The sequence below is a fragment of the Prosthecobacter sp. genome (genome assembly GCF_046154365.1).
Taxonomy (GTDB): domain Bacteria; phylum Verrucomicrobiota; class Verrucomicrobiia; order Verrucomicrobiales; family Verrucomicrobiaceae; genus Prosthecobacter.
The window spans coordinates 26,656-48,372 of record NZ_JBJXFV010000203.1 but is presented as its reverse complement, the minus strand read 5'-3'; the positions used below and the strand labels follow the sequence as shown (position 1 = coordinate 48,372).

21 protein-coding genes are annotated in these 21,717 nt (G+C 60.6%); 11 read left to right on the top strand and 10 right to left on the bottom strand.

The features are described from left to right. Positions 1-677: 677 nt before the first annotated feature. The 7 genes from ACKVY0_RS26095 to ACKVY0_RS26065 form a co-directional block, all read right to left on the bottom strand. Entirely contained in the window at positions 678-1,604 is a 927-nt protein-coding gene (locus tag ACKVY0_RS26095; protein WP_409217804.1) for a cation diffusion facilitator family transporter, read from the bottom strand. 61 nt (positions 1,605-1,665) lie between these two features. After that, a complete protein-coding gene (locus ACKVY0_RS26090) occupies positions 1,666-2,358 on the bottom strand; it encodes an HAD family hydrolase (protein WP_409217803.1) in 693 nt (230 codons plus the stop codon). 113 nt (positions 2,359-2,471) lie between these two features. Beyond that, positions 2,472-3,035: a hypothetical protein gene (locus tag ACKVY0_RS26085; RefSeq protein ID WP_409217802.1), complete on the bottom strand. Its 564-nt coding sequence runs from the start codon at positions 3,033-3,035 to the stop codon at positions 2,472-2,474. A gap of 145 nt (positions 3,036-3,180) precedes the next feature. Then, positions 3,181-3,342, bottom strand: coding sequence for a hypothetical protein (locus ACKVY0_RS26080; RefSeq protein WP_409217801.1), 162 nt, complete (start codon positions 3,340-3,342; stop codon positions 3,181-3,183). Positions 3,343-3,490: 148 nt separating this feature from the next. Further along, entirely contained in the window at positions 3,491-3,949 is a 459-nt protein-coding gene (locus ACKVY0_RS26075; protein WP_409217800.1) for an acyl-CoA thioesterase, read from the bottom strand. A 31-nt stretch (positions 3,950-3,980) separates the two neighbouring features. Then, complete coding sequence (locus ACKVY0_RS26070) at positions 3,981-5,129, bottom strand: cysteine desulfurase family protein (protein WP_409217799.1); 1,149 nt, start codon at positions 5,127-5,129, stop codon at positions 3,981-3,983. A 32-nt stretch (positions 5,130-5,161) separates the two neighbouring features. Continuing rightward, entirely contained in the window at positions 5,162-5,413 is a 252-nt protein-coding gene (locus ACKVY0_RS26065; protein ID WP_409217798.1) for a UPF0175 family protein, read from the bottom strand. An 87-nt stretch (positions 5,414-5,500) separates the two neighbouring features. Here ACKVY0_RS26065 and serS point away from each other — a divergent pair, with 87 nt between their 5' ends. The 6 genes from serS to ACKVY0_RS26035 all read left to right on the top strand — a co-directional run bounded on the left by serS (position 5,501) and on the right by ACKVY0_RS26035 (position 12,236). Beyond that, complete coding sequence (gene serS, locus ACKVY0_RS26060) at positions 5,501-6,772, top strand: serine--tRNA ligase (RefSeq protein WP_409217797.1); 1,272 nt, start codon at positions 5,501-5,503, stop codon at positions 6,770-6,772. Between the two features lie 30 nt (positions 6,773-6,802). Beyond that, the gene (locus ACKVY0_RS26055; protein ID WP_409217796.1) at positions 6,803-7,204 is read left to right on the top strand and encodes a hypothetical protein; all 402 of its coding nucleotides are present in this window, start codon (positions 6,803-6,805) and stop codon (positions 7,202-7,204) included. Further along, positions 7,201-8,523, top strand: coding sequence for an ImmA/IrrE family metallo-endopeptidase (locus ACKVY0_RS26050; protein WP_409217795.1), 1,323 nt, complete (start codon positions 7,201-7,203; stop codon positions 8,521-8,523). The genes ACKVY0_RS26055 and ACKVY0_RS26050 overlap by 4 nt, the downstream gene beginning before the upstream one ends. Positions 8,524-8,547: 24 nt before the next feature. Further along, positions 8,548-9,489 (top strand): serine protease, encoded by a 942-nt coding sequence (locus ACKVY0_RS26045; protein WP_409217794.1) that lies wholly within the window; start codon positions 8,548-8,550, stop codon positions 9,487-9,489. A 136-nt stretch (positions 9,490-9,625) separates the two neighbouring features. Then, positions 9,626-10,582: a hypothetical protein gene (locus tag ACKVY0_RS26040; RefSeq protein ID WP_409217793.1), complete on the top strand. Its 957-nt coding sequence runs from the start codon at positions 9,626-9,628 to the stop codon at positions 10,580-10,582. Between the two features lie 55 nt (positions 10,583-10,637). Continuing rightward, positions 10,638-12,236 (top strand): NAD(P)/FAD-dependent oxidoreductase, encoded by a 1,599-nt coding sequence (locus tag ACKVY0_RS26035; protein WP_409217792.1) that lies wholly within the window; start codon positions 10,638-10,640, stop codon positions 12,234-12,236. 427 nt (positions 12,237-12,663) lie between these two features. Here ACKVY0_RS26035 and ACKVY0_RS26030 read toward each other — a convergent pair whose 3' ends face one another. Next, positions 12,664-13,152: a low molecular weight protein-tyrosine-phosphatase gene (locus ACKVY0_RS26030; protein ID WP_409217791.1), complete on the bottom strand. Its 489-nt coding sequence runs from the start codon at positions 13,150-13,152 to the stop codon at positions 12,664-12,666. 170 nt (positions 13,153-13,322) lie between these two features. Between ACKVY0_RS26030 and ACKVY0_RS26025 the strand changes: the two genes are divergently transcribed. From ACKVY0_RS26025 to obgE, 4 genes are read left to right on the top strand one after another with little or no spacing between them, the layout of a single operon-like run. Then, complete coding sequence (locus tag ACKVY0_RS26025; protein ID WP_409217790.1) at positions 13,323-14,444, top strand: citrate synthase; 1,122 nt, start codon at positions 13,323-13,325, stop codon at positions 14,442-14,444. Then, complete coding sequence (locus tag ACKVY0_RS26020; protein WP_409217789.1) at positions 14,434-15,018, top strand: hypothetical protein; 585 nt, start codon at positions 14,434-14,436, stop codon at positions 15,016-15,018. The genes ACKVY0_RS26025 and ACKVY0_RS26020 overlap by 11 nt, the downstream gene beginning before the upstream one ends. Positions 15,019-15,065: 47 nt before the next feature. Further along, complete coding sequence (locus ACKVY0_RS26015) at positions 15,066-16,886, top strand: hypothetical protein (protein WP_409217788.1); 1,821 nt, start codon at positions 15,066-15,068, stop codon at positions 16,884-16,886. Positions 16,887-16,943: 57 nt separating this feature from the next. Further along, entirely contained in the window at positions 16,944-17,981 is a 1,038-nt protein-coding gene (gene obgE, locus ACKVY0_RS26010) for a GTPase ObgE (protein ID WP_409217787.1), read from the top strand. A 53-nt stretch (positions 17,982-18,034) separates the two neighbouring features. On the opposite strand, the gene ACKVY0_RS26005 is transcribed toward obgE, so the two are convergent. Next, positions 18,035-18,403 carry a hypothetical protein gene (locus ACKVY0_RS26005; RefSeq protein ID WP_409217786.1) on the bottom strand — a complete coding sequence of 123 codons (369 nt, stop codon included), beginning with the start codon at positions 18,401-18,403 and terminating at the stop codon, positions 18,035-18,037. Positions 18,404-18,447: 44 nt separating this feature from the next. Continuing rightward, positions 18,448-18,897 carry a hypothetical protein gene (locus ACKVY0_RS26000; RefSeq protein ID WP_409217785.1) on the bottom strand — a complete coding sequence of 150 codons (450 nt, stop codon included), beginning with the start codon at positions 18,895-18,897 and terminating at the stop codon, positions 18,448-18,450. A gap of 492 nt (positions 18,898-19,389) precedes the next feature. On the opposite strand from ACKVY0_RS26000, the gene ACKVY0_RS25995 reads away from it, so the two are divergent. Beyond that, entirely contained in the window at positions 19,390-21,711 is a 2,322-nt protein-coding gene (locus tag ACKVY0_RS25995; RefSeq protein WP_409217784.1) for a G8 domain-containing protein, read from the top strand. Positions 21,712-21,717: the final 6 nt, after the last annotated feature.

The following is a 21,717-nucleotide window of genomic DNA, read 5'->3' as shown; positions in this document are numbered from 1 at the left end:
CACCAGGAAACTGAGTTATACTTGGAGTCATCCAGATGGGTGATTTTGCCGCAGATTCAGGGAAGCCACAGATTGTTTTTGCCTGGTAGTCTGCCGGGTTCGTGACCAGCACCGGCTATGCGAATGGAGCGAACGCCCCTGGCGGTGTGGTGGACTCCTGGGGCTGGGAAACCACGCCGGGACTGAGCTTACGCATCAAATTTTCCCGGCCATCGAACTCACCTAGACACTGATTGATGACCACAGAGACACGAAGAGCACTGGGGTTGTCTTCTGAGCCTCTGTGCTCTTCGTGTCTCGGTGGTCCAAATTAACGAATTCTTCAGCGTTTCCTTAAAGCGCACATCAACCGTTGGCGAACGGTTCAGCGCTTCACCCCGCAGGTGAATGCCGCTGCCACACGCAAGGCCTTCAGTGTCAGGCGCAGACAGCCTGACCTCGGGCGCTGCTTGAACCGTGACCAGGTATGTCAATGAGCCTCTGCGACCGTCCAATCTCTGCGGTTAATTGGGATTGAACCGCAGAGGCTGGACGGTCGCAGAGCAGAACTGGATCACTGAGTTTCCCCTGGGGTCAGGATGTCTGTCGCGCTATCAACCATCCATTTGCTTCGCGGCTTCGCAGCTCAACCATCAACTGCCGCATTTTGGTTCATGCTCTGGGCACGACGTTCAGCATCATGCGCGCTTGGCGTTTGGATCGCTGGCCTCGCCGTGTTGATGGAGTTCATCGTGATCGCCGAGGCATTCGAGATGGGTGGTGATGAGCACGGGATAATCGACGCTGGTCTGGACGGCGTGTTCGATCTCGGTGGCGGTGCGGTGGGCGTCGCGCAGCATGATGTCATCGGGGAAGAGCAGATGCACCTCGACGTAATGCATTTCGCCGGCATCGCGGTGGCGCAGGGCGTGGAATTGGACGCCGTGCTTTGCGGTTTCGCGGCGCAGGGCGGCATCAAGCGCGGCATCGAGTTTGGGGTCGGCGCTGTCCATCAGGCCGACGACGCTTTGGCGCATGAGGCCGTAGCCGGTCCAGATGATGTTCGCGGCCATGACGATGCCGCAGATGGGATCCCAGCCGTGCCAGCCGGTCAAGGCGACGAGTCCGAGGCCGATGAGAGCACCGAGGCTGGTCCACACATCGGTGAGCACATGCTTGCCGTTGGATTCGAGGATCAGGGAGCCTGAGCGTTTGCCGGTGCGCAGGAGATAGGCACCGAGCGCGGCATTGATGACGATGGTGAGGGCGGTGAGGGCGAGACCCGCATCCAGATTCGACGGCGGTAGATGCAGCAGCCAGCGGCGCAGGGATTCGTAGATGATGAACAGCGCGGCGAGGATGATGAGACCGCCCTCGATGCCGGCGGAGAAGAAGGCGATCTTGCTGTGGCCGTAGGGATGGTCGGTGTCGGCGGGTTTGTGCAGCAGGCCGAGGCTGAAGGCGGCGAACATCACCGCGACGACATGCACGACGGATTCCGCTGCATCGCCGAGAATCGCCGCTGAATGCGTGAGCACATATGCGCCCATCTTGAGCACGAGCATGACGAAGCCGATGGCAAGCGAGAGCCGCATGGCGCGGGTGGCATCGGTGGAGTGGCTCATGGGCTGAACAATGACGAATGACGAAATCCGAATGACGAATGAAGGCCCAAGCGCGAGTGCTTCAAGCGCGCAGCAGCAGATCGACCATCGCAGGCACGTCGGCAAAGGATTCGACGGTGCGCCAGGGATTGAGGGAGCGCAATTCATCGGCGGAATACTGGCCGGTGGCGACGGCGAGGCATTTGGCACCGAAGGCTGCGGCGCAGCGGATGTCCTTCGGCGTATCGCCGATGACGATGACGTCGGTGATGTCGTAACGCGTGTCGGTGGCGTCTTGCATGCGTTGCAGGGCCACGGGGCCGAGCTGGTTGCGATCATGATGATCACTGCCGAAGCCGCCGTCGATGAAATGCTCGTAGAGGCCGTGGCGCGAGAGTTTGATCACGGCACCACGGCGCACGTTGCCGGTGAGCAGGCCGAGATGGGCCGCGCTTTCGCTGCGCAGGGCTTCGAGCAGCGGCATGACACCGGGCAGCGTGAATCCGCTGAAGTCGGCGGCTTGCAGACGGCGCTGAAGATGGGCGAGGTAGCGGTCGAGGAACGCGGTGACTTCCTGGGGCGGATGTTCGCGGTTCACATGCTGGAACACATCCATCGCAATGGCCGGGTCGGTGGAGCCGGCGAGTTGCAGCGGCGGCAGGGCATCGCGGTGGATGCCGAAGTGTTCTTCGGCGGCATCGAGAATCGCGGCGCCGCCAGCGCCGTTGCTGTCGATCAAGGTGCCGTCGATGTCGAACAGGAGGAGGCGGGGCATGGGGGAGGCAGAGGTCAAGGCTTCGCCGTCAAGAGGTGGTCAAGGAGGTCAAGAGGTGCGTGCTTGACCCGCTTGACGATGCTTGACCTGCCTTGACGGCATGGCTGGCTCCATCAATGCGGTTTGGCCGCAGCACCGGGTTTGGCTCCGCCCGTGTTGGATGGCGCGTACTTGGCGACCATCACGGCACCGGTGGCGGCGAGGATACAGCCGAGGATGAACGGGAGCGGCAGTGCCTTGATGCCGCCTTCCGGCGGATGCAACAGCATCGCGGTGATGGTGTTGATGATGGGCGCACCGCCGAAGACGATGGGCATCACCGCGGCGGCGGCGGCGCCTTTGTAGATCGGTGCTGCGGCACCGAGTGCGAGCACGAGTGTGAAGGCTCCCAAGGCACCGGTCACACCGGCGATGAAGCTCCAGGTGATGCCGCTGCCGGTGAAGCTCCAGTTTGAACCGCGCAGCTTGATGAGCACGGCGGCTGCGATGCCAATGATGGCATAGGCGATGCAGACAAAGAGGAAGGCTTTCAGGCTGGCATGCGGTGCTTCCGGTCCCATGGGCATGTAGCCGCGGCCTTTGTGCAGAATGACGCCATACACGCCCCAGGAGAGCACGGTGAGCAGGGCAAAGATGATCCAGGTTTCCATTTTCTTGCTGTTGGGTTGGGAGTTCACGGTGAGTGGGAGTGGAAGGCCGTTCTTCGCTGAGAGTGGGCGGGATTGCAAGGGCGGTGCTCGGATCAATCCTACTCGTCCTCCTACTCCTACTCGTCCTCGATGCTACCGTGCCGATGCCCCAGCGACGTTAAGTGCTCAGTGCTCAGTGCTCAGTGGCTCCCTGGCTGGCTTGCTGATGATCTTGCGTCAGTCGTGCGTCGCGCAATAGCGTGTCCCACTCCAGCCGCCGCGAGTAGTCATGCAGCAGCGCAAACACTTTGGCTGAAGCGACTGGCATCTGCTGCTGAACGGTGGCGGATGGCATGGATGGGAGAGATGCCGCGCGTCATCAGGATTTGGGAATTTCTATTCGCCCGGGAGTGCTGGAGTGCTGGAATACAGAACTCCACAACTCCATTACTCCAAAGGACCAGAAATTCCAAATCTTGATGACGCGAGGCATACCAATGATGTCAGTGCCGCTCTGGCCTCCGCAGCAATTCATGCGACGCGGCCTCGATCTTGTCGCGGAAGCGCTGGGGAATCTCGATGGCCTTGAATTTGCCTGTCGTTGGGTCTTTGCGGACGCAGGCGGCGGTGATGCGGCCTTCGGCGGCGAGTTCGCCGTCGCTCTTCCAGAAGCGGATGAGGTGGCGGATGACCTTGTGGCGCACTTCCTCGACGAGCAGCTCGCATTCAAACTCCTCCTCGAAGCGCAGCGGGGCCATGTAATCGCAGGCGGCATGCACACGTGGCCAGCCGACACGTTCCGCGCCCTCAACCGGCGGATCGACGATGGAGAAGCCGAGGCTGCGGAAGAAGGCGTGCTCCACGCGCTCCATGTAGCGGAAGAAGTTCGAGAAATGGACGATGCCGGCCATGTCGGTGTCGGAGAACTGGACGCGTTCGGTGCAGGTGAAGCGGTGGGCCATGGCGGCTGGGGCGGGAGTTAGGAGTGATGGGTTATGAGGAGATCACCATGCTGCCATCGCCGCGTTCGGCACGCATTTTGTGGGTGGCGTCGATCACGGCATCGGCGGCGGCTTCGGCCTCGGTTTTGGTGTTAAACCGGCTGAAGGAAAAACGCAGGGTGCTGGCGGCATGCGCGGCTTCGAAGCCCATGGCTTCGAGCACATGTGAGGGATGCAGCGCGGCGCTGTGGCAGGCAGAACCGGCGGAGCAGGCGATGCCGGCCTTGTCGAGCAGGATGAGCATGCCGGCGGCGTCGATGCCAGGGAGACAGATGCTGGTGATGTTTGGCAGGCGCGGTGCGCGTGCGCCATGGATGATGCTGTCGGGCAAGGCGGACATGAGGCGTTGCTCGAAATCATCGCGCAGGGCTGCGAGATCGTGCTGGCCGCACAGACTGGCCGCAGTGCCGAGGGCGACGATGCCGGGAACGTTCTCGGTGCCGCTGCGGCGGCCGTTTTCCTGACCACCGCCGACGAGCAACGGCGCAAAGCGCACGCGCTGGCTCACGAACAAGGCACCGATGCCTTTGGGTGCATGAAACTTGTGGCCGCTGAGGCTGAGAAAATCGACCTGAACGGATTGCACGTCGATGTCGATCTTGCCGACGGCCTGCACGGCGTCTGCATGCACCAAAGCACCGGCGGCATGCGCGATCTCGACGATTTCATGCATCGGAGCAATGACGCCAGTTTCGTTGTTCGCCCACAGGTTGGAAACAAGCGCCGCATGGCCGGGACGCAGCAGCGCACGCAGTTGATCGAGATCGACCAGACCATCGCGACTCACTGGCACACGGATCACATGGCCACCCTGAGCCTCCCAGCGCTTAGCCGCTTCGAGCGTGGCGGCGTGTTCGGTGCTGGTGGTAATAAGATCGGCTTTTTCAGGCCATAATGCACGCACGGAGGCGATGGCGGTGTTGATCGACTCCGTGCCGCAGCTCGTGAAGATGATTTCATCCGCCTCCGCGCCGATAAGCGTGGCGACCTGCTCGCGTGCGGTTTGTACGGCTTTGCGCACCGTGCGTGCGGCGGCGTAGCTGGCGGAAGGATTGGCAAAGTGCTCGCGCAGAAACGGCAGCATGGCCTCGACGACCGCAGGATCGGTCGGCGTGGTGGCGGCGGAGTCGAGGTAGATCATGACAGGGGAGGCATTGATGACCCACCACATGATCAAACGCGTGAGAGGCTGCCCTGGAGTTCTGCGGCGGTTTCCTGAACGGGAGAGACCTCAAATCTCGACAGGGCGTCGATGAACTCGGCACGGCTGAGGCCGGCGATCTCGGCGGCTTTGCCCTGGGAAAGCATGCCGGCTTCAAACCACTTCACGGCGGCGGCGAGGCGCATCGCACTGCCAAATTCCTTGGGGGATACGCGCAAGGCCGAGAAGGCGGTGTCTGGCAGGTCGAGTTCCAGGGTGGTCATGGCCTGATTGTATCGGATCGCCTCTTCCATGCAACGTCTCCTTCCCGCACTCGACAAGCCGCACACTCCCGCTAACCTCCGCCGCCTATGCTCGACATCCGCCTCATTCGTGACAACCCAGACCAAGTGAAACAGCGCCTTGCTGGCCGCAGCGGCGACTTTGCGTCCCTGGTGGATGAAGTGCTGGAGATCGACACGCAGCGCCGCGCTGCGGAGACGGAACGGCAGAAATTGCAGAGCGACCGCAATCGGATCAGCAAAGAGATCGGTATTGCCAAAAAGAACGGCCAGGACACGAGTGCCATCGAGGCGGAGGTGCGCGGCATCGGCAGCCGAATCGATGAAATCGGCCGCGGGGCCGATGTGGCGGATGTGCGTCAGCGTGATCTGCTGCTGAGCATACCGAACCTGCCTCATGAAGCTTGTCCGGTCGGCAGCACGGCCGAGGAAAACCCCGAAGTGCGTGTGTGGGGAGTGAAGCCTGATTTTGCATTTCAACCGAAGGATCACACAGTGCTGGGAGCCGCGCTGGGCATGCTGGATTTTGAAGCGGGCGTGAAGATCTCTGGCAGCGCGTTTGTGGTCTATCGCGGCGCTGGTGCTCGTTTGGAACGTTCCTTGATCAGCTTTCTGCTCGATCTGCACACGACGCAGCATGGCTATGAGGAGATCAGCCCGCCCTTGCTGGTGAAGCCGGAGTGCCTTGAGGGCACGGGGCAACTGCCGAAGTTCGGCGATCAGGTCTATCACAGCCCGGAGGACAATCTCTACCTCATCCCGACCGCGGAAGTGCCGGTGACGAATCTGCATCGCGATGAAATCGTGCCGCTGGAAAAGCTGCCGATCCAGTATGCGGCCTACACGCCATGTTTCCGTCGTGAGGCGGGCAGCGCGGGTCTTGGCACACGCGGACTCATCCGCATGCACCAGTTTGATAAAGTGGAGTTGGTGAAAATTACCACGCCGGAGACAAGCATGGGTGAACTGGAGAGCCTGACGGCGAATGCGGAGAAGGTGCTGCAGCTTCTTGGCCTGCATTATCGCGTGATCGAGCTTTGCACCGGCGACATCGGCTTTGGCTCGGCCAAAACCTATGACATCGAGGTCTGGGCACCGGGGCAGGGGACGTATCTCGAAGTTTCGAGCTGCTCGAACTTCGGCGACTACCAGGCCCGCCGCATGAACCTGCGCTACAAGGACGAAAACGGCAAAAACCGCATCCCGCACACGCTGAACGGCTCCGGCACGGCGCTGGCGCGTTTGTTTGTCGCGCTCGTTGAAACGTATCAGCAGGCTGACGGAACGATTCTGATTCCTGAGGCACTGCGTGGCCACTTCGGGGCCGAAAATATTTGTTAAAGCACTCCTTGTCAGACAGTTTTCAATTCTATGCGCCGTCCAAATCGAAAACGTTCATGTCCGCGTGAGAAACGCTTCGGGCAGCCGCCAGCGGGCGTTGATTTGGATGCCGTTGCACGCCAAGCAAATTACATAGGCAGTCAAGAACACAAAAGCACACCCATGCCAGGTCAGATATTTGTTGGGCCAAGACCAAACGCGTCTTTGTGTGATCCTGCGTTCTCGCCGACCAAACCTTCATGGGCAACACTTCGTCTTTGGTTGGAAACAGGCATCATGAACGGTCAATTTCAAGCCACTTGGGATCGGGGTTTTCCAAAATACGTCTGGCACAAACAAGGTGACCAAGCATTTCTTGCCATTCACTCAGGTAACGGAGAGTATCATGGGTTCCCAATTACGAAAGATGAATGGCCTGAAGACTGGTTATGAACAATTTTAAGTTTCAGTTTGAGTGGATGGACGGCGGTCCGCCAACCAAAGTGGCCGAACATCAGGCCACTTGGTGCCAGCTAAGCATCGTGATTGATAATGTTGTTGTGACGCGGCATGAAGATCGGCGTCTTCAGACAGTGAAGCAGGCTGTGATGATTCCGCTCTATCCTCTAGCGGAGTGGGTGGCGGTCAATTGGTGGTGTTTACAAAACGAGGGGAGAAACAGGCGTCCTGAAAATTTGAGACGCTTTTCACAGCGTCACAATCTGCGATATGCGGCGGACGGTTATTCCCTTCCCAGCCTCATGATGGAGGTCGGCGATGGACATGTGGTACTTGAATGGAGCCCGGCTTCATCCCCTTTCCAACATGCTGCTTTTCTCGAACAAGGTGGTGCGTTGATGGAACGTGAAATTTGGCTTGTTGAGATCAGGCGTCTGGTGGAATCAGTTCTTGAGCGTTGCCAATCAGTCGGTCTGAACAACACGTTGCTGGAGGAGGAGTGGCAGGCGATCAGTGGGCTTGGACTTGATGAAGAGCGGTTTTGTCAGGCGGCTGGCGCGCTGGGAATTGATCCTTTTGGAATATCGGAACAGGACGCCGAGCTTATCGCTATGGTGGGAGATCATCTCCTCCCTGCTGAAAGTGAGTTGAAACGGGATTTTTTCAGTGTGGCCGCGTTAGGGCAACTTGAGGCACAGGCACACTGGGTAGTTGATCGTATTGCAACTCCGTCGGGTTTTGAAGCTACTTTGAACTTCATGCCGACAGATTTCGACACTTCATCAACATCCACACCGTGGGAAGCCGGCTATTCCGCCGCCCGGAAAGCCAGGCAGCTTATGCGCATGACGAGCCCTGTAGAGATGTTGGAACTGGGTCGTCTGGCCAAAAACGATCCCGACAAGTTCATGGAGTCGCCATCAGCCCAAGCACTGACTCCAAATCAGACACAGATGCCATTCGAAGGATTGGTGAGCCACCGTTCAGAATTGGAATTCATTCTCTCCCCAAGGAGTAAAATGCGGACGGACAACTGGCGGTTTACTTTCTCACGGGCAGTTTACGACTGTTTGGTGCGAGGGGGACAAGGAGAGTCCGCCACTCTCTTGACAAAATCACACCGGGACCGGCAACGAGCAAACCGTGCGTTTGCCGCTGAATTGCTGGCACCCGAGGCTGGCATCAGACAACTGTTGGGAAAAACGACACCAGGTGAGGATGACATTTCCTGGGTGGCCGAGCACTTCGGGGTGTCTGACATGGTTGTGCGCCATCAAATTGAAAACCATCGAATCGCTTCCATCGTCAGTTGAATTTCGAATAAACGATTCTCCCCCTTGCGCTCCTTCTTATTTCAACTCGCCTTTTTGTTGGTTGTGCGAAACGCCATTGCACAGGCTCCGGGCGTGCCGGTTTACGCGGAAGGTCGCGGCGCTCGTCCGAATGCGACGTTGATGACGCAGGCGAAGAAATTGCATGAGGCATCGGCGCTGCTGTCGATGACGAAAGTGCTGGAACAGTCGAAGCAGGCCAGTTGCACGCTCGCGCTGCCTGTGGCGGACACCAAGCCGCTGCCGTCGCGTGAACGCTGGCAGCGTGCGCGGCTCTCGCACATTCGCGTGGGCGCTTACTTCCTGTGCTCGAAGTGTGACAAATGGCATCTCGACCTTGCCGGTGGTTATGCGATCACGGCGGATGGTGCCGTGGCAACCTGCGCGCATGTCATCGCGTCGCCGCCTGACATGAAGGAAGGCTGGCTCGTGGCCGCTACAGAAGACGATGTGCTTTTGCCTGTCACCGAGGTGCTCGCGTGCAATGCGGGCACGGACAGTGCGATCATCCGCGTCAAATCCGACACGCCGCTCACCGCCGTGCCTCTCGGCTTTGATGTGAGTCCTGGCGATCCCGTGTGGTGTTTCAGCGATCCAAGCGGCAAGCGCGGCTATTTCAGCGAGGGCATCGTGAGCCGCTTCGTGAAACGTCCGTTTCTGCGGAAAAAGGAAACGGCAGATTTGCCGGAAGGCGCGGAAGTGCCAAAACCGGTGTGGCTGGAGACGACGCTCGACTGGGCGCCGGGTTCGAGCGGCTCAGCGGTGATCGACGCGTGTGGCAACTGTGTCGGCCATGTGTCGGAAATTCAGACCGTGCTCGAAGATCCGCTGCCGGTGCGGAAAAAGAAGGGTGAAACGGCTTCCACCAGCCAGCCGCTTGGCACCCAGATGGTGTTTCATCAGGCGATCGGTGCAGCGGAAGTGCGGGCGCTGGTGAAAAAACCTTGAGCGGACCGTACAACTTCGGTGTTGTGCGGCGATGCATCCGCCTCGCGCAATGGGGTGATCACCCGCCCTTGATGGGTGAGATTTTGCTTCCCAAGTGATTTTTGAACCGTTAGCATCACCGAACCTCAAACGGACCATGCACACCCAACGCCTCGCCCTCGCCACGGTTGCTCTTATGAGCACGGTCATCTCCTCGAAACTCCACGCCGAGGGTGATTGGTATGTGAAAAGCGCGGAACGGCCCAAGGTCGCAATCTATGCCGAGGATGTGACGGTGGACGGCACCCGGCGGCCGGATCTGGGCCGGGCGCTGGCGGACAGCCTCAGCACCAATCTGCTGCGCCGCGGCCAGGTGCGGGTGTTTAATCTCACCACCGAGGAAACCAAGACTGGCACGCAGACGCTGGCGTTGCCGAAGGATGCGCTGACCAAGGCGCCGGTGATGGACAAGGACGTGGACTATCTGCTGAGCTTCAATTTGTTCTCGAATGCGAACGAGCATCGTCTCACGATTAAAAAAACGCGCGTTGCAACCTCCGAGCTGATCGACTCGCACCAGTTCTTCACCTATGGCCGGGTGAGTGATGTGTTCTCGCTGGTAGGCAAAATCGCCGACCGCGTCGATCCCCTGCCGGTGCGTCACGCCTTCCCAGCCACGCAGTCACCTGCTGAGATTCGCGCCCAGCGGCCAGACCCCACCCCCTATCAGATGTTCTGGGCCGGGGATTACACGAATCCAGGCAGTGCGGCCTATGATCCTTGGCGTGCCAATCTGGCGACGCAGTATGACCTCAAGAATGTCCCGAAGGCGCTGATCTATCGCGAACTGGGCTCTATCCAGCACATCGACAACACATGGAAGTTTACCGTGGTTCGTCCGATCAAAGGCGTGCAGTTGCGCGCGAACGACCCGCTGCATGTGCTCTATGACGAGGGTGACGTGTATGCGAACCTCCGCGTCGGCACGGTGGAGCAGGCCGGAGTCATCGCTGACTACGGCGGCATGACCCCAGAGCATCACAAGCTGTTCAACGGCGACAAGGTGTTCGGCTGGCACACGCCGCCGGCCCAGGCGGCCGAGAACGCGAAGTAGGGCAAGCGTCCCGCTTGCATTTGCATGTTCTGCAAGCGAGACGCTTGCACTACCCATGTTGCAACTCTCTCAGGTTCTCCTCCCCGTCGATCATCGCGACGAAGATCTGCGTGCTGCGGTCTTCAAAACGCTCGGCGTGCGCGATGAAGAGGTGATCAGCCTCAAAGTGAAGCAACGGGCGATTGATGCGCGGCGTGGTCATGTGGAGTTCAGCTTCACGTTGCTGGTTGAAGTGAAGGATGAAGCGCGGGTGCTCAAACGCATCGGCCACAATCCACGCATCGGCCCGGCAGCGGATGAAACGTATCGTGAGATCGCAAAGCAGGTGGCGCATTCGGCTTCTGCGCGGCCGGTGATCGTTGGCACCGGGCCGTGCGGGCTGTTTTGCGGTCTGCTGCTGGCGCGTGCAGGTCTCAAACCACTGCTGCTGGAGCGTGGCAAGGCCGCTGGTGATCGTGCGCGTGATGTGACCGGTTTTTGGCGGCGCGGCTGGGATTTTAACCCCGAGTCGAACGTGCAGTTTGGTGAAGGTGGGGCCGGAACCTTCTCCGATGGCAAGCTCTACACGCAAATCCGTGATCGTGAGCGTCGCATCCCGTGGTTGCTGCGTGAAATGGTGGCAGCGGGAGCACCCGAGGACATTTTGATCAAGAGCAGGCCGCACATCGGCACCGATCGCCTCATCAAGGTGGTGCGGCATGTGCGTGAGGAAATCATCGCACTCGGCGGCGAGGTGCGTTTCGGGGCACGCGTGGCGGATGTGGTGATCGAGGGCGGCGTGATGCGTGCGGTGACGCTCGCGGATGGTGAGACCCTTGAAGGATCACGTTTCATCTTCAGCATCGGTCACAGCTCGCGAGACACGTTTTACATGCTGCACCGGCATGGCGTGCCGTTTGAGGCGAAACCGTTTTCCATCGGCGTGCGCATCGAGCATCCGCAGAAGCTGATCGACCGCACGCTTTATGGCAAATGGGCCGGGCATGCTCGGCTCGGTTCCGCCCCCTATAAATTCGTGGCGCACTGCGGCACGGGCCGGGCGGCCTACAGCTTCTGCATGTGCCCCGGCGGTCTCGTCGTCGCGGCCACATCGGAGCCGGGCATGGTGGTGACCAACGGCATGAGCAGCTATGCGCGCGAGGAGGCGAACGCGAACAGCGGCTTCATGGTCGATGTGCGGCCCGAGGACATGCCTGCGGGCGATGTGCTCTCCGGCATCGAGTTTCAGCGCAACCTCGAGCGTCAGGCCTTTGTGCTCGGTGGCGGCAATTATCATGCGCCAGCGCAGCTCTTGGGCGATTTCTTGGCAGGACGGGCCTCCACCGGCCCCGGCAAGGTTTTGCCATCCTATCAACCCGGCGTCGTGTGGACCGATCTGCGCGCATGCCTGCCCGAATACACGATTGAAACGATTCAGGAGGCGATTCCGCGCATCGACAAGAGTCTGCCAGGCTTTGCGCTTGAAGAAGCGGTGCTCACGGGCGTCGAGACCCGCAGTTCCACGCCGGCGCGCATTCCGCGTGATCCGCAGACGCTCGAATGCATCAGCGTGAAGCATTTTTATCCTGCCGGTGAAGGCGCAGGCTATGCGGGCGGCATCATTTCCGCAGCGGCGGATGGGATGCGTGTGGCCGAGGCGATTTTACGCTTGTAGCCAAGCTCGCCAGAGCTTGGAGTAGCCGCAGGGTGTCACCGTGAGACTTCCACGTTCTGGCGAACGTGGCTACACCAGCCCGCTTGTAGCCAAGCTCGCCAGAGCTTGGAGCATCCGCAGGGTGTCACCGTGAGACTTTCCACGGTCTGGGGAACGTGGATACAACAGCCCGCTTGTAGCCAAGTTCGCCAGAGCTTGGAGCAGCCGCAGGGTGTCACCGTGAGACTTCCACGTTCTGGCGAACGTGGCTACACCAGCCCGTTTGTAGCCAAGCTCGCCAGAGCTTGGAGCAACCGCAGGGTGTTATCGTGAGACTTTCCACGTTCTGGCGAACGTGGCTACACCAGCCCGTTTGTAGCCAAGCTCGCCAGAGCTTGGAGCAGCCGCAAGGTGTCATCGTGAGCCTTCCACGTTCTGGCGAACGTGGCTACACCAGCCCGCTTTGCTGGCGAATGTGCTGCAACACGCCGCGGCAGCCGTCCTCCAGCAGATCGAGCACATGCTCAAAGCCCTGCTCGCCACCGTAGTAGGGATCGGGGACTTCGTTGACTTCGTGATCGGTGCAGAACTCGCAGAACAGGCGGATTTTCGGGGCAAAGCGTGATTCGCGGTCAAAGGATCGGGTCTCGCGCAGGTTCTGCTGGTCCATGACGAGCACGAGGTCGTAGTCGCGCAGATCGTTTTCGCTGATCTGCCGGGCGCGGCTGCTAAGGTCGTAGCCGCGATTTTGCGCCGCGCTGCGCATGCGTTGATCCGGCAGCTTGCCCGTATGCCAGCCACCGGTGCCGGCGGAGCGGATCGCGACGCGTTCAGCAAGACCTTCCACCTCGATCAGCGCACGCATGACCCCCTCGGCCGCAGGAGAGCGGCAAATGTTGCCCAGGCAGACGAAAAGAAGGCGAAACGGCTCGGCCATGCACGCAGCTAGGCCAGTGGCGCTCTTTTCACAAGGCGAAACCGCTCCTGTCCGCAGGGGCTGCCGGACATCCCCAATCGCAGAATTCTTTTTCTGTGAATGACTCTTTGGTTGAGGCGTAGTTTGAGCACGCTATCTGCTGTATATCACTTAAACCCCCGTCCACTGCCATGTCTGTCGTATCCAAAGGTCTTGAAGGAATCGTTGCTGCTGAAACCCGCCTCGGCGAGGTGAAGGGAGCGGAGGGCGTGCTGTTTTACTGCGGTTACGACATCAACGAACTCGTCAAAGTCAGCTACGAAGAAGTCGTTCATCTGCTTTACTACAACAAGCTGCCGAATCGCGCTGAACTCGACAAGCTGACCACCGCGCTGCGTGCCGAACGCGAACTGCCGCAGGGCGTGATCGACTTTCTCAAGGCAGCGCCGAAGACTGCGCGCCCCATCGATGTCATGCGCACCGCCGTTTCGATGCTCGGCTGCTACGATTTGAAGCGCCACGACATCGACGTGAGCGAAAATCTCGCCACCGCCATCCGCCTGACCTCCCAGATCGGTGTGATCGCCGCCTACTTTCATCGTGCGCGTCAGGGTCTTGAACTGCCGCCGGTGCGCAAGGATCTCAGCGAAGCCGCTCACTTTCTTTATTTGATCAATGGTGAAGTGCCGAGCAAGGAGGCCGAGAAGACTCTCGATGTCGCATATGTGCTGCATGCCGAGCACGGCTTTAATGCCAGCACCTTCACCGCCCGTGTTGTCGCTTCGACGCTGAGCGACATGTATTCCGCCATCAGCGCCGCCATCGGTGCGCTCAAAGGCCCGCTGCACGGCGGTGCGAATGAAGGTGTCATTCACATGCTCGAAGAGATCGGCTCAACGGACAAAGTCGATGCCTGGGTCGAAGACGCCCTCGCCCAAAAGAAAAAAATCATGGGCATCGGCCACCGCGTTTACAAAGTGCTCGATCCGCGTGCGCCGCATCTGCGCGAGATGGCGATCCAGCTCACCAGCCAGCTCGGCGAATCGAAGTGGATTCAGATGTCCGAACGCATCGCCGAAATCATGCGTGAGCGCAAAGGCCTCAATGCCAACGTCGATTTCTACAGCGCCACCGTTTACTACAGCCTCGGCATTCCGACTGATCTGTTCACGCCGATCTTCGCCATCGCCCGCATGAGCGGCTGGACCGCCCACGTCCTCGAACAGTGGAGCGAAAACCGCCTGTTCCGTCCGCTGAGCGAGTACGTCGGCAAGCCGTATGGCCAGAAGGTCGTGCCGATCGATGAGCGTTGATGCATCGCCTTCTATCGCTGACACCATTCGGGGGCTGGCTCCCGATAATGTCATTCGCTTCGAGGTCGAAATTGATGAGAAGACCGTCAAAGCTCAACGGTTAGCCGTCTATGGTGATGGCTGGCGGCCCACCAGACGCACATACTGGAAGAGAGTGTTGCCTTGGTATGCCGCCATGATGCTGGGCCTTTACGCGTCCTTGCTGGCGGAGCGGACTTTTTTGGCCTGCATGATCGGGGTCATGGTCGTGCAAACGTTCCGGTTCCACCGGGCATCGTTGAATTTACAGATGGTTGATGCGCTGGATGGTTTCAAATCCTACAAGGTGGCCGTCACCATTTCTGATATCGGCATGTCGGATCTTGACCGAGGCGTTGAATCCAGCTTTGCATGGTCTGCCATGAATCGCTGGGTGTTGTGCGATGCAGTGCTTTGCATTGAGTTGAACAATGGGCTGTGGGCTTTAATCCCCAAAGCAACCATGTCGCCTAGTGTCATCGAGTTGGAGATGCTTGCGCAGCTCTTGAGTGAAAAGGGTGTGCCGGGAAAACGCCTGGAGCATGAAAAAACGTGATGGCAGATGTGGTAAAAAATCACGTTCGCCCGTAACGTAGCGGCTTGATGCGCCTCCTTCCAACCATCGGAGCCGTCGCTGCATTGCTTTGCGTGCAGGCGATGGCGCAGCCCGGCACACGCCTCGTGTGGCAGCCGGTGCAGGAGTATTTCATTCATCGCGATGCGGCGCAGCAGGTGCAGGCCGGCACGAAGCGGCTGAACTCGTTCACCACTTACACGCATCTTGGCACTGACTTTGGCTTCCACGGACCGGTGGAGCACGAGATCGAGTGGCTCACGGACGAAATCGTGGTGCATCTGAGCCAGCAGCCCGATGGCTGGGCGGGCATGTGGCACAGTCTGGCCGGACAGGCGCGCAATGTGAACCGCGTGATGGATTTCACCCGGGCTTATCCCGAACCGATCACCGCGAAACATCAGCCGCGTGTCAGTGCGGTGATGATCGAGGCCGCCGGACGCGGTAAGCTCAAGCTGGAGATCAAATCGCCGTCACAAGAACTGCGCTGGTCACAGATGATCGAATTGAACGCGCCGCAGTACCGCATGTTTGTGTATCCCGTCGCGTCAGAGGCAGTTCGCGATGGGAAGACCATCGTGTGGACGGCGGAACCCGGCTCGGAGGTGAAAATCTCCGGCTTGTTCCTCGGCGTTGAACTGCCGCAGATGTCCTGGGATGCGTATGCGTTCCTGGCTTCGTATGCGAAGATTGCGCGCAGTTATTCCATCGACACCGGCTTTGTCCGCGACCGTGCGCACATCGAGGAAGGCGCGTTCGAATCCGTCTCCGCCACGGGAATGTATGTGCTCGCTTCTGCCGCTGCGGCGCAAGAAGCTGTCGGCGTGGTGACGCCGGATTATGCCCGCTGGGTGCTGTCGCGCACACATGAGGCGGTGAAGAAGCTCCAAACGGCGCGTGGGCTGCTGCCGCACTTTGTGCATCGCCGGGACAACGCTTATCACATCCATCCGAATACCGAATACAGCACCGTCGATACGGCCATTTACGCGCAGTCCATGCTGCTCGCGGCCATCATGCTCGATGAACCTGCCGTGGCGGAGGACATCGTGCTACAATTGCAGCGCATCGAATACGATCTGCTCCGTCTGCCCGACGGTCACATGTCCCACGGCCTCGCCGACGATGCCATCACGCTCCTGCCGCACGGCTGGCAGGACTGGGGCGGCGAAACGACACTGGTCATGCTCATGGAAGGCATCGCGAATCCGCAGCATCGCCCGCCGCCGATGCGTACGCCGGGCAAGGCCTGGCAGGGCACCGGTTTCATCACCGAGGTGCAGAGCTTGTTTCATCCCGACTTCGACAGTGACGCGCCCGACGCCCATGACGGCGTGCGCTGGCTCAGCGTACGCCGCGCCATGCTCGGTGCGCAGCGGGCCTACATTCCCAAACGCTGGCCGAACTCGCAGGCCGCGCGCAATGGCATCTACAGCCTCTCCGCTGGCGAAAACCACGCGGGCAACAGCTACTACGTCGGCGGCGTCGATCTGCCGGACCAGAAGCTCATTCATCCGCATTACATTCTCATGTCCGCCACGCTGCACCCGCAGCCAGCGGAGATTTACGAACTGCTCGAACGCTTGGAAAAGGCCTCCTACTTCCCGCCTTGGGGCATGGTCGAGAATCTCGACGTCGATGGCCTGAGCTATCTGCCGATGGAAGGCTCTCTCAACGCCGGCTTCGAAGCCCTCAGCGCCTACCACCTCCTCGCCAAACATCGCCGCATCCCCGATGCGATCTATGCGGCCAGTCAAAAAAGCCCGCAGATTCGCAGTGCCATGCAGTTGTTCTATCCCACAGCTGCGGTGAATGAGGCCGCCGAGGTGGAGGCGGCTGCGGGGCGCTGAAAGCAGCCTGCAAGCTAAACCCTTGCCCCTACGCTCATCACCAGCTATGTCGCGGCCATGTTTGTCGATCAGATCAAAGTTCATGCGCGTGCCGGAAAGGGCGGCGATGGCAGTGCGCACTTCCACCGTGGTAAATTTCGTCCCAAAGGCGGCCCTGACGGCGGCGATGGTGGGAATGGCGGCAGTTTGATCCTGCTCGTCGATCCCAGCACCGACAGCCTGCGCAATTATGTCTTCAACCACCGCCTCCTCGCCGAAGACGGTGCCAAAGGCGGTGCCACGCAATGCACCGGCCGCAGCGGCAAGGACGTGACCTACAAGGTGCCGCCCGGCACGCTCGTCAGCCGCATCACCCAGGAATACGACAACGCCACCAATGAACTCGTCACGCGCTACGAGCCCGTGGCCGATCTGACCGAGACCAACTCCACCTTTGTGCTCTGCAAAGGCGGCAAAGGCGGGAAGGGGAACGTCCACTTCAAGACCTCCACGCATCAGGCTCCGCGTGAGTTCACCCCCGGCACCGCCGGTGAGGAAGGCGACTTCCACTTCGAGCTCCGCAGCATCGCCGATGCTGGCTTCGTCGGTGCCCCGAACGCGGGCAAATCCACGCTGCTCTCCAAACTCAGCGCCGCGAAGCCGAAAATCGCCAACTACCCCTTCACCACGCTGCAACCGATGGTCGGCGTCATCGAATTCGCTCCCAATCGTCGCGGCACCCTCGCGGACATTCCCGGCTTGATCGAAGGTGCGCATCAAAACATCGGCCTCGGCCATGATTTCCTGCGCCACATCATGCGCTGCCGCGTCCTGCTCTTCGTCGTCGATACCGCCGGCACCGAAGGCCGCGATCCTGTCTCCGACCTCGAAATCGTCCGCAAAGAAGTCTCGCTCTACTCCGACGAACTCGCCAAACGCCCCTGGTGCATCCTCGCCAACAAGGTCGATCTCCCCGAGAGCGCAGAAAACCTCGTCCACTTCAAGGAGCGCTTCAAACGCATCAAAATCCACCCCGTCTCCGCCGAAACCGGCGAAGGTCTCGACAAGCTGCGCAAGTGGCTCGACGAGAAGATCGGGCAGAAGTACGAGAAGTGAGATCAAGGCGCGGCGGTTTCCAACCGCCGGGGCAACGGCGATGATAGCAGCAATCACACCCGCGAGAGGCTTTCGATCAACGCGGCGGGAAAAACGTACCCCGCCAGGCTGAGGCGGAGCTTCCGGGCATCCCGCCCACCAGAGGTCTGATCCTCCTCAGCGACGCGCAGCAGCCCCTCACGCTCGCGTGGTTCACCGCGGAGCTGCACACGCACACGCTTCCCTAGCGGGATGCCCCAGCGCTGTTCGAAGGCCTGCTTCGCCACTGCTGCCTCGACCTTCCACCGTTCAAAGCCACCCGCCGCGCCCGCCTCGGCGGCGTTTTCAAAGAGGTCCAGGCCCGCCACCGCACCCAGTGGCCCGGGCAGGCTTCCGCCCACCACTGGAGTGCCCGCGATGGCCCAGGAGCGGGCGATGGGCACCTCAGCGGCGCTGCTTGCAGGTCTCTTATCTCCAGGCTTCATCATTAACGGAACCGGGGCAGCTTGGCCCGAAAGGTGGCATAGTGTTGACGGAGACGAAGGACGTTTCCGAGCGAGGAGAGGATGACACTCTTTGTCATCGCCAGTGCCGCAGCGGCGGCGGCGGATTGCCGCTGAAAGGGCTCCAGGCGCGCACCTGCAAGGTCGGCAGCGGTCGGCTCTCCGTGGCTCCACTTGAGGTAAAATTCGGGCGTTTCCCAGCCATATCCGATGGTAGCGATGTACGTGCCTGGGGAGTTTCCCGGGGGCCACTTTGAAAAGTATTCAACGCCGAGCCAGACGCGTCTGCAATCGCATGTGGCGTCAGTGCAGAAGTATTCAAGAAAACCGTAGTGGCCGGCTTGCAGCCCGCCTTGGGGCTTGGGCAACGTGAAGCGCCACGTTTCGGCCTTGGCGATTTCAGGGCAGATGCGGCCGAAGGATTCAAAAATCATGAGGTGCCGTAAAAGGATTCATGCTGCCAGAAGCGATTTCAACCCCGCGCCGCCGCACTTGCCCCACCCGCCTCGGTGCATGGCGTCCGCCGATCGCCGCACCAGACGTCACCAGCGTGCCGTTTTCCCCTGCTTGCTGCGCCACAACCAGCACCCGCTGGTGCTGCCGGACCATTCGATTCCCCAGGCAATACCCGCAGCGCCCGTGGCAGCGGCAAGACCGGTCAAACGCCCGGCTCTGGTGGTAAGGTTGTTTGCGTCTGCGGCTCATGGCACGGAGCTTCTGCTAGATGCTGCCGCAAAAATCAAACAGATGTTCCTCGGCAAGCCGCAAATTCTCCACCCCATTTCCGCCGCAACCGGCGCGGCCTCGGCAAGCTGCGCAAGTGGCTCGACGAGAAGACCGGGCAGGACATCGTGTGGTGAAGCGGGGAGGTTGGCAAAGTCGGTGCATCCAAGTCGTATAGTATGACGAACCGCACACCACCGACCATGAATCTCCAAATTCTTCTTTGCCTCCTGTTGTTGGTCAGCGCTGTGACCGCCGCCGATCCCGTCATCTTCAACGCCCGCAGCGCCAGCAGCGGCAGGTGGTCGGATGCATCGACATGGGAAGGCGGGCGGCTGCCGCAGGCGGGTGATTTTGTGCAAGTCCGCGCCGGTCACCGCATCACCTACGATGTGCATTCGCCTGCGGCATTGCGCATGCTGCACGTGGCGGGCGGGCTGACGTTTTCGCGCGAGAAATCCACGCTGCTGGAGGTCGGCCTGATCAAAGTGGAGCCGGGCGAGAGCACGACGGAAGACGGGTTCAACTGCCACGATGCCGCGCCAGTGGCGAACGTCGGCGCAGCCCGTCCGCTGCTTGAGATCGGCAGCATCGAGCAGCCGATTCCTGCGGGCGTGACGGCTACCATCCGGCTGCGGCATTTCGCGGGCACCAACCCGGAAACGCTGCCTGCGATCACCGTCTGCGGCGGCCACTGGGAGGTGCATGGCGCGCCCTTGAGCCGCACCTGGGTGAAACTGGCCGCACCGGCGAAGGCGGGCGATGCGAGCGTGCAGTTGCAGCAGGGCGTGACCGGCTGGCGCGTGGGTGACCGCGTGATCATCACCTCGGGGCAGATGCACGGCTCGGGGCACACCTTCCGCCAGGATGCCAAAAATCCCAAGCCCGCCGGCACGGAAGAGCGCATCATCACCGCGATGCATGAGGCCGGGATCACGCTGGACCGGCCGTTGCAGCACCCGCATCATGGCGAAGGCATCATGCGCTGCGAGGTGGCCAATCTTTCGCGCAATGTCGTCGTCGAATCCGCAAATCCGGCCGGAGTGCGCGGCCACACGATGTATCATCGCGACTCCTCCGGCGGCATCAGCTATGCGGAGTTCCGGCATCTCGGCAAAGACGGCGTGCTGGGCAAGTATGCGATCCATTTTCACCTCGTGCGCGATACCATGCGCGGCAGCGGCGTCACCGGTGCGAGCATCTGGGACTCACACAACCGCTGGATCACCATCCATGGCACCGATCATCTGCTCATTCGCGACTGCGTCGGCTACCAGTCGCGCGGCCACGGCTTTTTCCTCGAAGACGCCACCGAGCAGTGGAACGTGCTCGACCGCAATCTCGCGGTGCAGGCGTTCGTCACCAAAAAGCTGCCGCAGCAGGTGCTGCCCTTTGATCCCAACGATGGCGCGGGCTTTTGGTGGGCGAATGGCCGCAACACCTTCACGCGCAACGTCTCCTGCGAAAATGACCGTTACGGCTATCACTTCGAACTGGCAAAGACCTCGAACTTCAACCCCGTGCTGCGCCTGCGTGAACCCGACGGCACGACCGCCGCGCGCGATGTGCGCACGCTGCCGTTCCTGCGCTTCGAGGACAACGAATCGCACAGCGAGGGCCTCTACAGCTTCAACTTTGGCGATGACGAGAACGGTTCGGTGCATGGCGATCGCACGCATCCCTTCATCGCGAAAAATTTGCGTGCCTGGGAGGCGCATTACGTCGTGCGGCCGGACCTGCAGTTCTTTCTGCTCGATGGCCTGCGGGTCAAGAACGCCGTCTATGGCGTCTATCATCCCGACTACGACGCGCATGTGTATCGCGACCTCGACTTCGACAACGTCAACTCCGAGCCGGTCAACCGCGGCCACGACGACGAGAGCATCCAGTTTGGCGACTTCACCTATGAACGCCTCACGCTGGCCAACTGCCGCGTCGGGCGTGATCCGCTCATCCAGCTCGCCTGCACCGCACCGAAAGCGGGCGTCAGCGGGCACTTCAAAGATCTCGTCATGACCAACAGCCAGTCGCGCGGCGGCAGCGTGGTCGATCTCGGCGGCGGTCCGCGCAGCGAAACACTGGAGCATCCGGTGAGCTATTATTTTCACGACACCAGCGGCACCACGCGCGTCGTCAGCATGCAATTCCCCGACGCGATGAAGGACGCGGACTATCGCAGTGTCGATGGCTTCACCGGTAGCGCGGTGCGTGCCGCCAAAGTCAAACCGATCGCCTTCCCGCAGTTGCTCGCTCCCGTCGATGACCTGCCGCCGGCGACCTTGATCACCAGCATCCGGCATGACGGCAAACGCTCCATCATCCGCGGTGTCTCGCACGACAACGGCGAGGTCGCCAGCATCACCGTGAATGGCACGGTGGCTAGGATCATCACCCAGCAGGCCGGCGTCGCCGATTGGGAGGCCACACTCGCAACACCCGCCAACGGGTGCTTCAAGGCCCAAGCCGCCGACCAGGCCGGCAATGCAGAACTGCTGCCGCACGAGGTGAATCAGGCCGTCCGCTGACCTGTG

Excerpts from the sequence above, each read along its gene's own strand:
- ACKVY0_RS26095 (WP_409217804.1), bottom strand. The coding sequence starts at position 1,604 with ATGAGCCACTCCACCGATGCCACCCGCGCCATGCGGCTCTCGCTTGCC.
- ACKVY0_RS26090 (WP_409217803.1), bottom strand. The coding sequence starts at position 2,358 with ATGCCCCGCCTCCTCCTGTTCGACATCGACGGCACCTTGATCGACAGC.
- ACKVY0_RS26080 (WP_409217801.1), bottom strand. The coding sequence starts at position 3,342 with ATGCCATCCGCCACCGTTCAGCAGCAGATGCCAGTCGCTTCAGCCAAA.
- ACKVY0_RS26075 (WP_409217800.1), bottom strand. The coding sequence starts at position 3,949 with ATGGCCCACCGCTTCACCTGCACCGAACGCGTCCAGTTCTCCGACACC.
- ACKVY0_RS26070 (WP_409217799.1), bottom strand. The coding sequence starts at position 5,129 with ATGATCTACCTCGACTCCGCCGCCACCACGCCGACCGATCCTGCGGTC.
- ACKVY0_RS26065 (WP_409217798.1), bottom strand. The coding sequence starts at position 5,413 with ATGACCACCCTGGAACTCGACCTGCCAGACACCGCCTTCTCGGCCTTG.
- serS (WP_409217797.1), top strand. The coding sequence starts at position 5,501 with ATGCTCGACATCCGCCTCATTCGTGACAACCCAGACCAAGTGAAACAG.
- ACKVY0_RS26055 (WP_409217796.1), top strand. The coding sequence starts at position 6,803 with ATGCGCCGTCCAAATCGAAAACGTTCATGTCCGCGTGAGAAACGCTTC.
- ACKVY0_RS26050 (WP_409217795.1), top strand. The coding sequence starts at position 7,201 with ATGAACAATTTTAAGTTTCAGTTTGAGTGGATGGACGGCGGTCCGCCA.
- ACKVY0_RS26040 (WP_409217793.1), top strand. The coding sequence starts at position 9,626 with ATGCACACCCAACGCCTCGCCCTCGCCACGGTTGCTCTTATGAGCACG.
- ACKVY0_RS26035 (WP_409217792.1), top strand. The coding sequence starts at position 10,638 with ATGTTGCAACTCTCTCAGGTTCTCCTCCCCGTCGATCATCGCGACGAA.
- ACKVY0_RS26030 (WP_409217791.1), bottom strand. The coding sequence starts at position 13,152 with ATGGCCGAGCCGTTTCGCCTTCTTTTCGTCTGCCTGGGCAACATTTGC.
- ACKVY0_RS26025 (WP_409217790.1), top strand. The coding sequence starts at position 13,323 with ATGTCTGTCGTATCCAAAGGTCTTGAAGGAATCGTTGCTGCTGAAACC.
- ACKVY0_RS26020 (WP_409217789.1), top strand. The coding sequence starts at position 14,434 with ATGAGCGTTGATGCATCGCCTTCTATCGCTGACACCATTCGGGGGCTG.
- ACKVY0_RS26015 (WP_409217788.1), top strand. The coding sequence starts at position 15,066 with ATGCGCCTCCTTCCAACCATCGGAGCCGTCGCTGCATTGCTTTGCGTG.
- obgE (WP_409217787.1), top strand. The coding sequence starts at position 16,944 with ATGTTTGTCGATCAGATCAAAGTTCATGCGCGTGCCGGAAAGGGCGGC.
- ACKVY0_RS26000 (WP_409217785.1), bottom strand. The coding sequence starts at position 18,897 with ATGATTTTTGAATCCTTCGGCCGCATCTGCCCTGAAATCGCCAAGGCC.
- ACKVY0_RS25995 (WP_409217784.1), top strand. The coding sequence starts at position 19,390 with ATGAATCTCCAAATTCTTCTTTGCCTCCTGTTGTTGGTCAGCGCTGTG.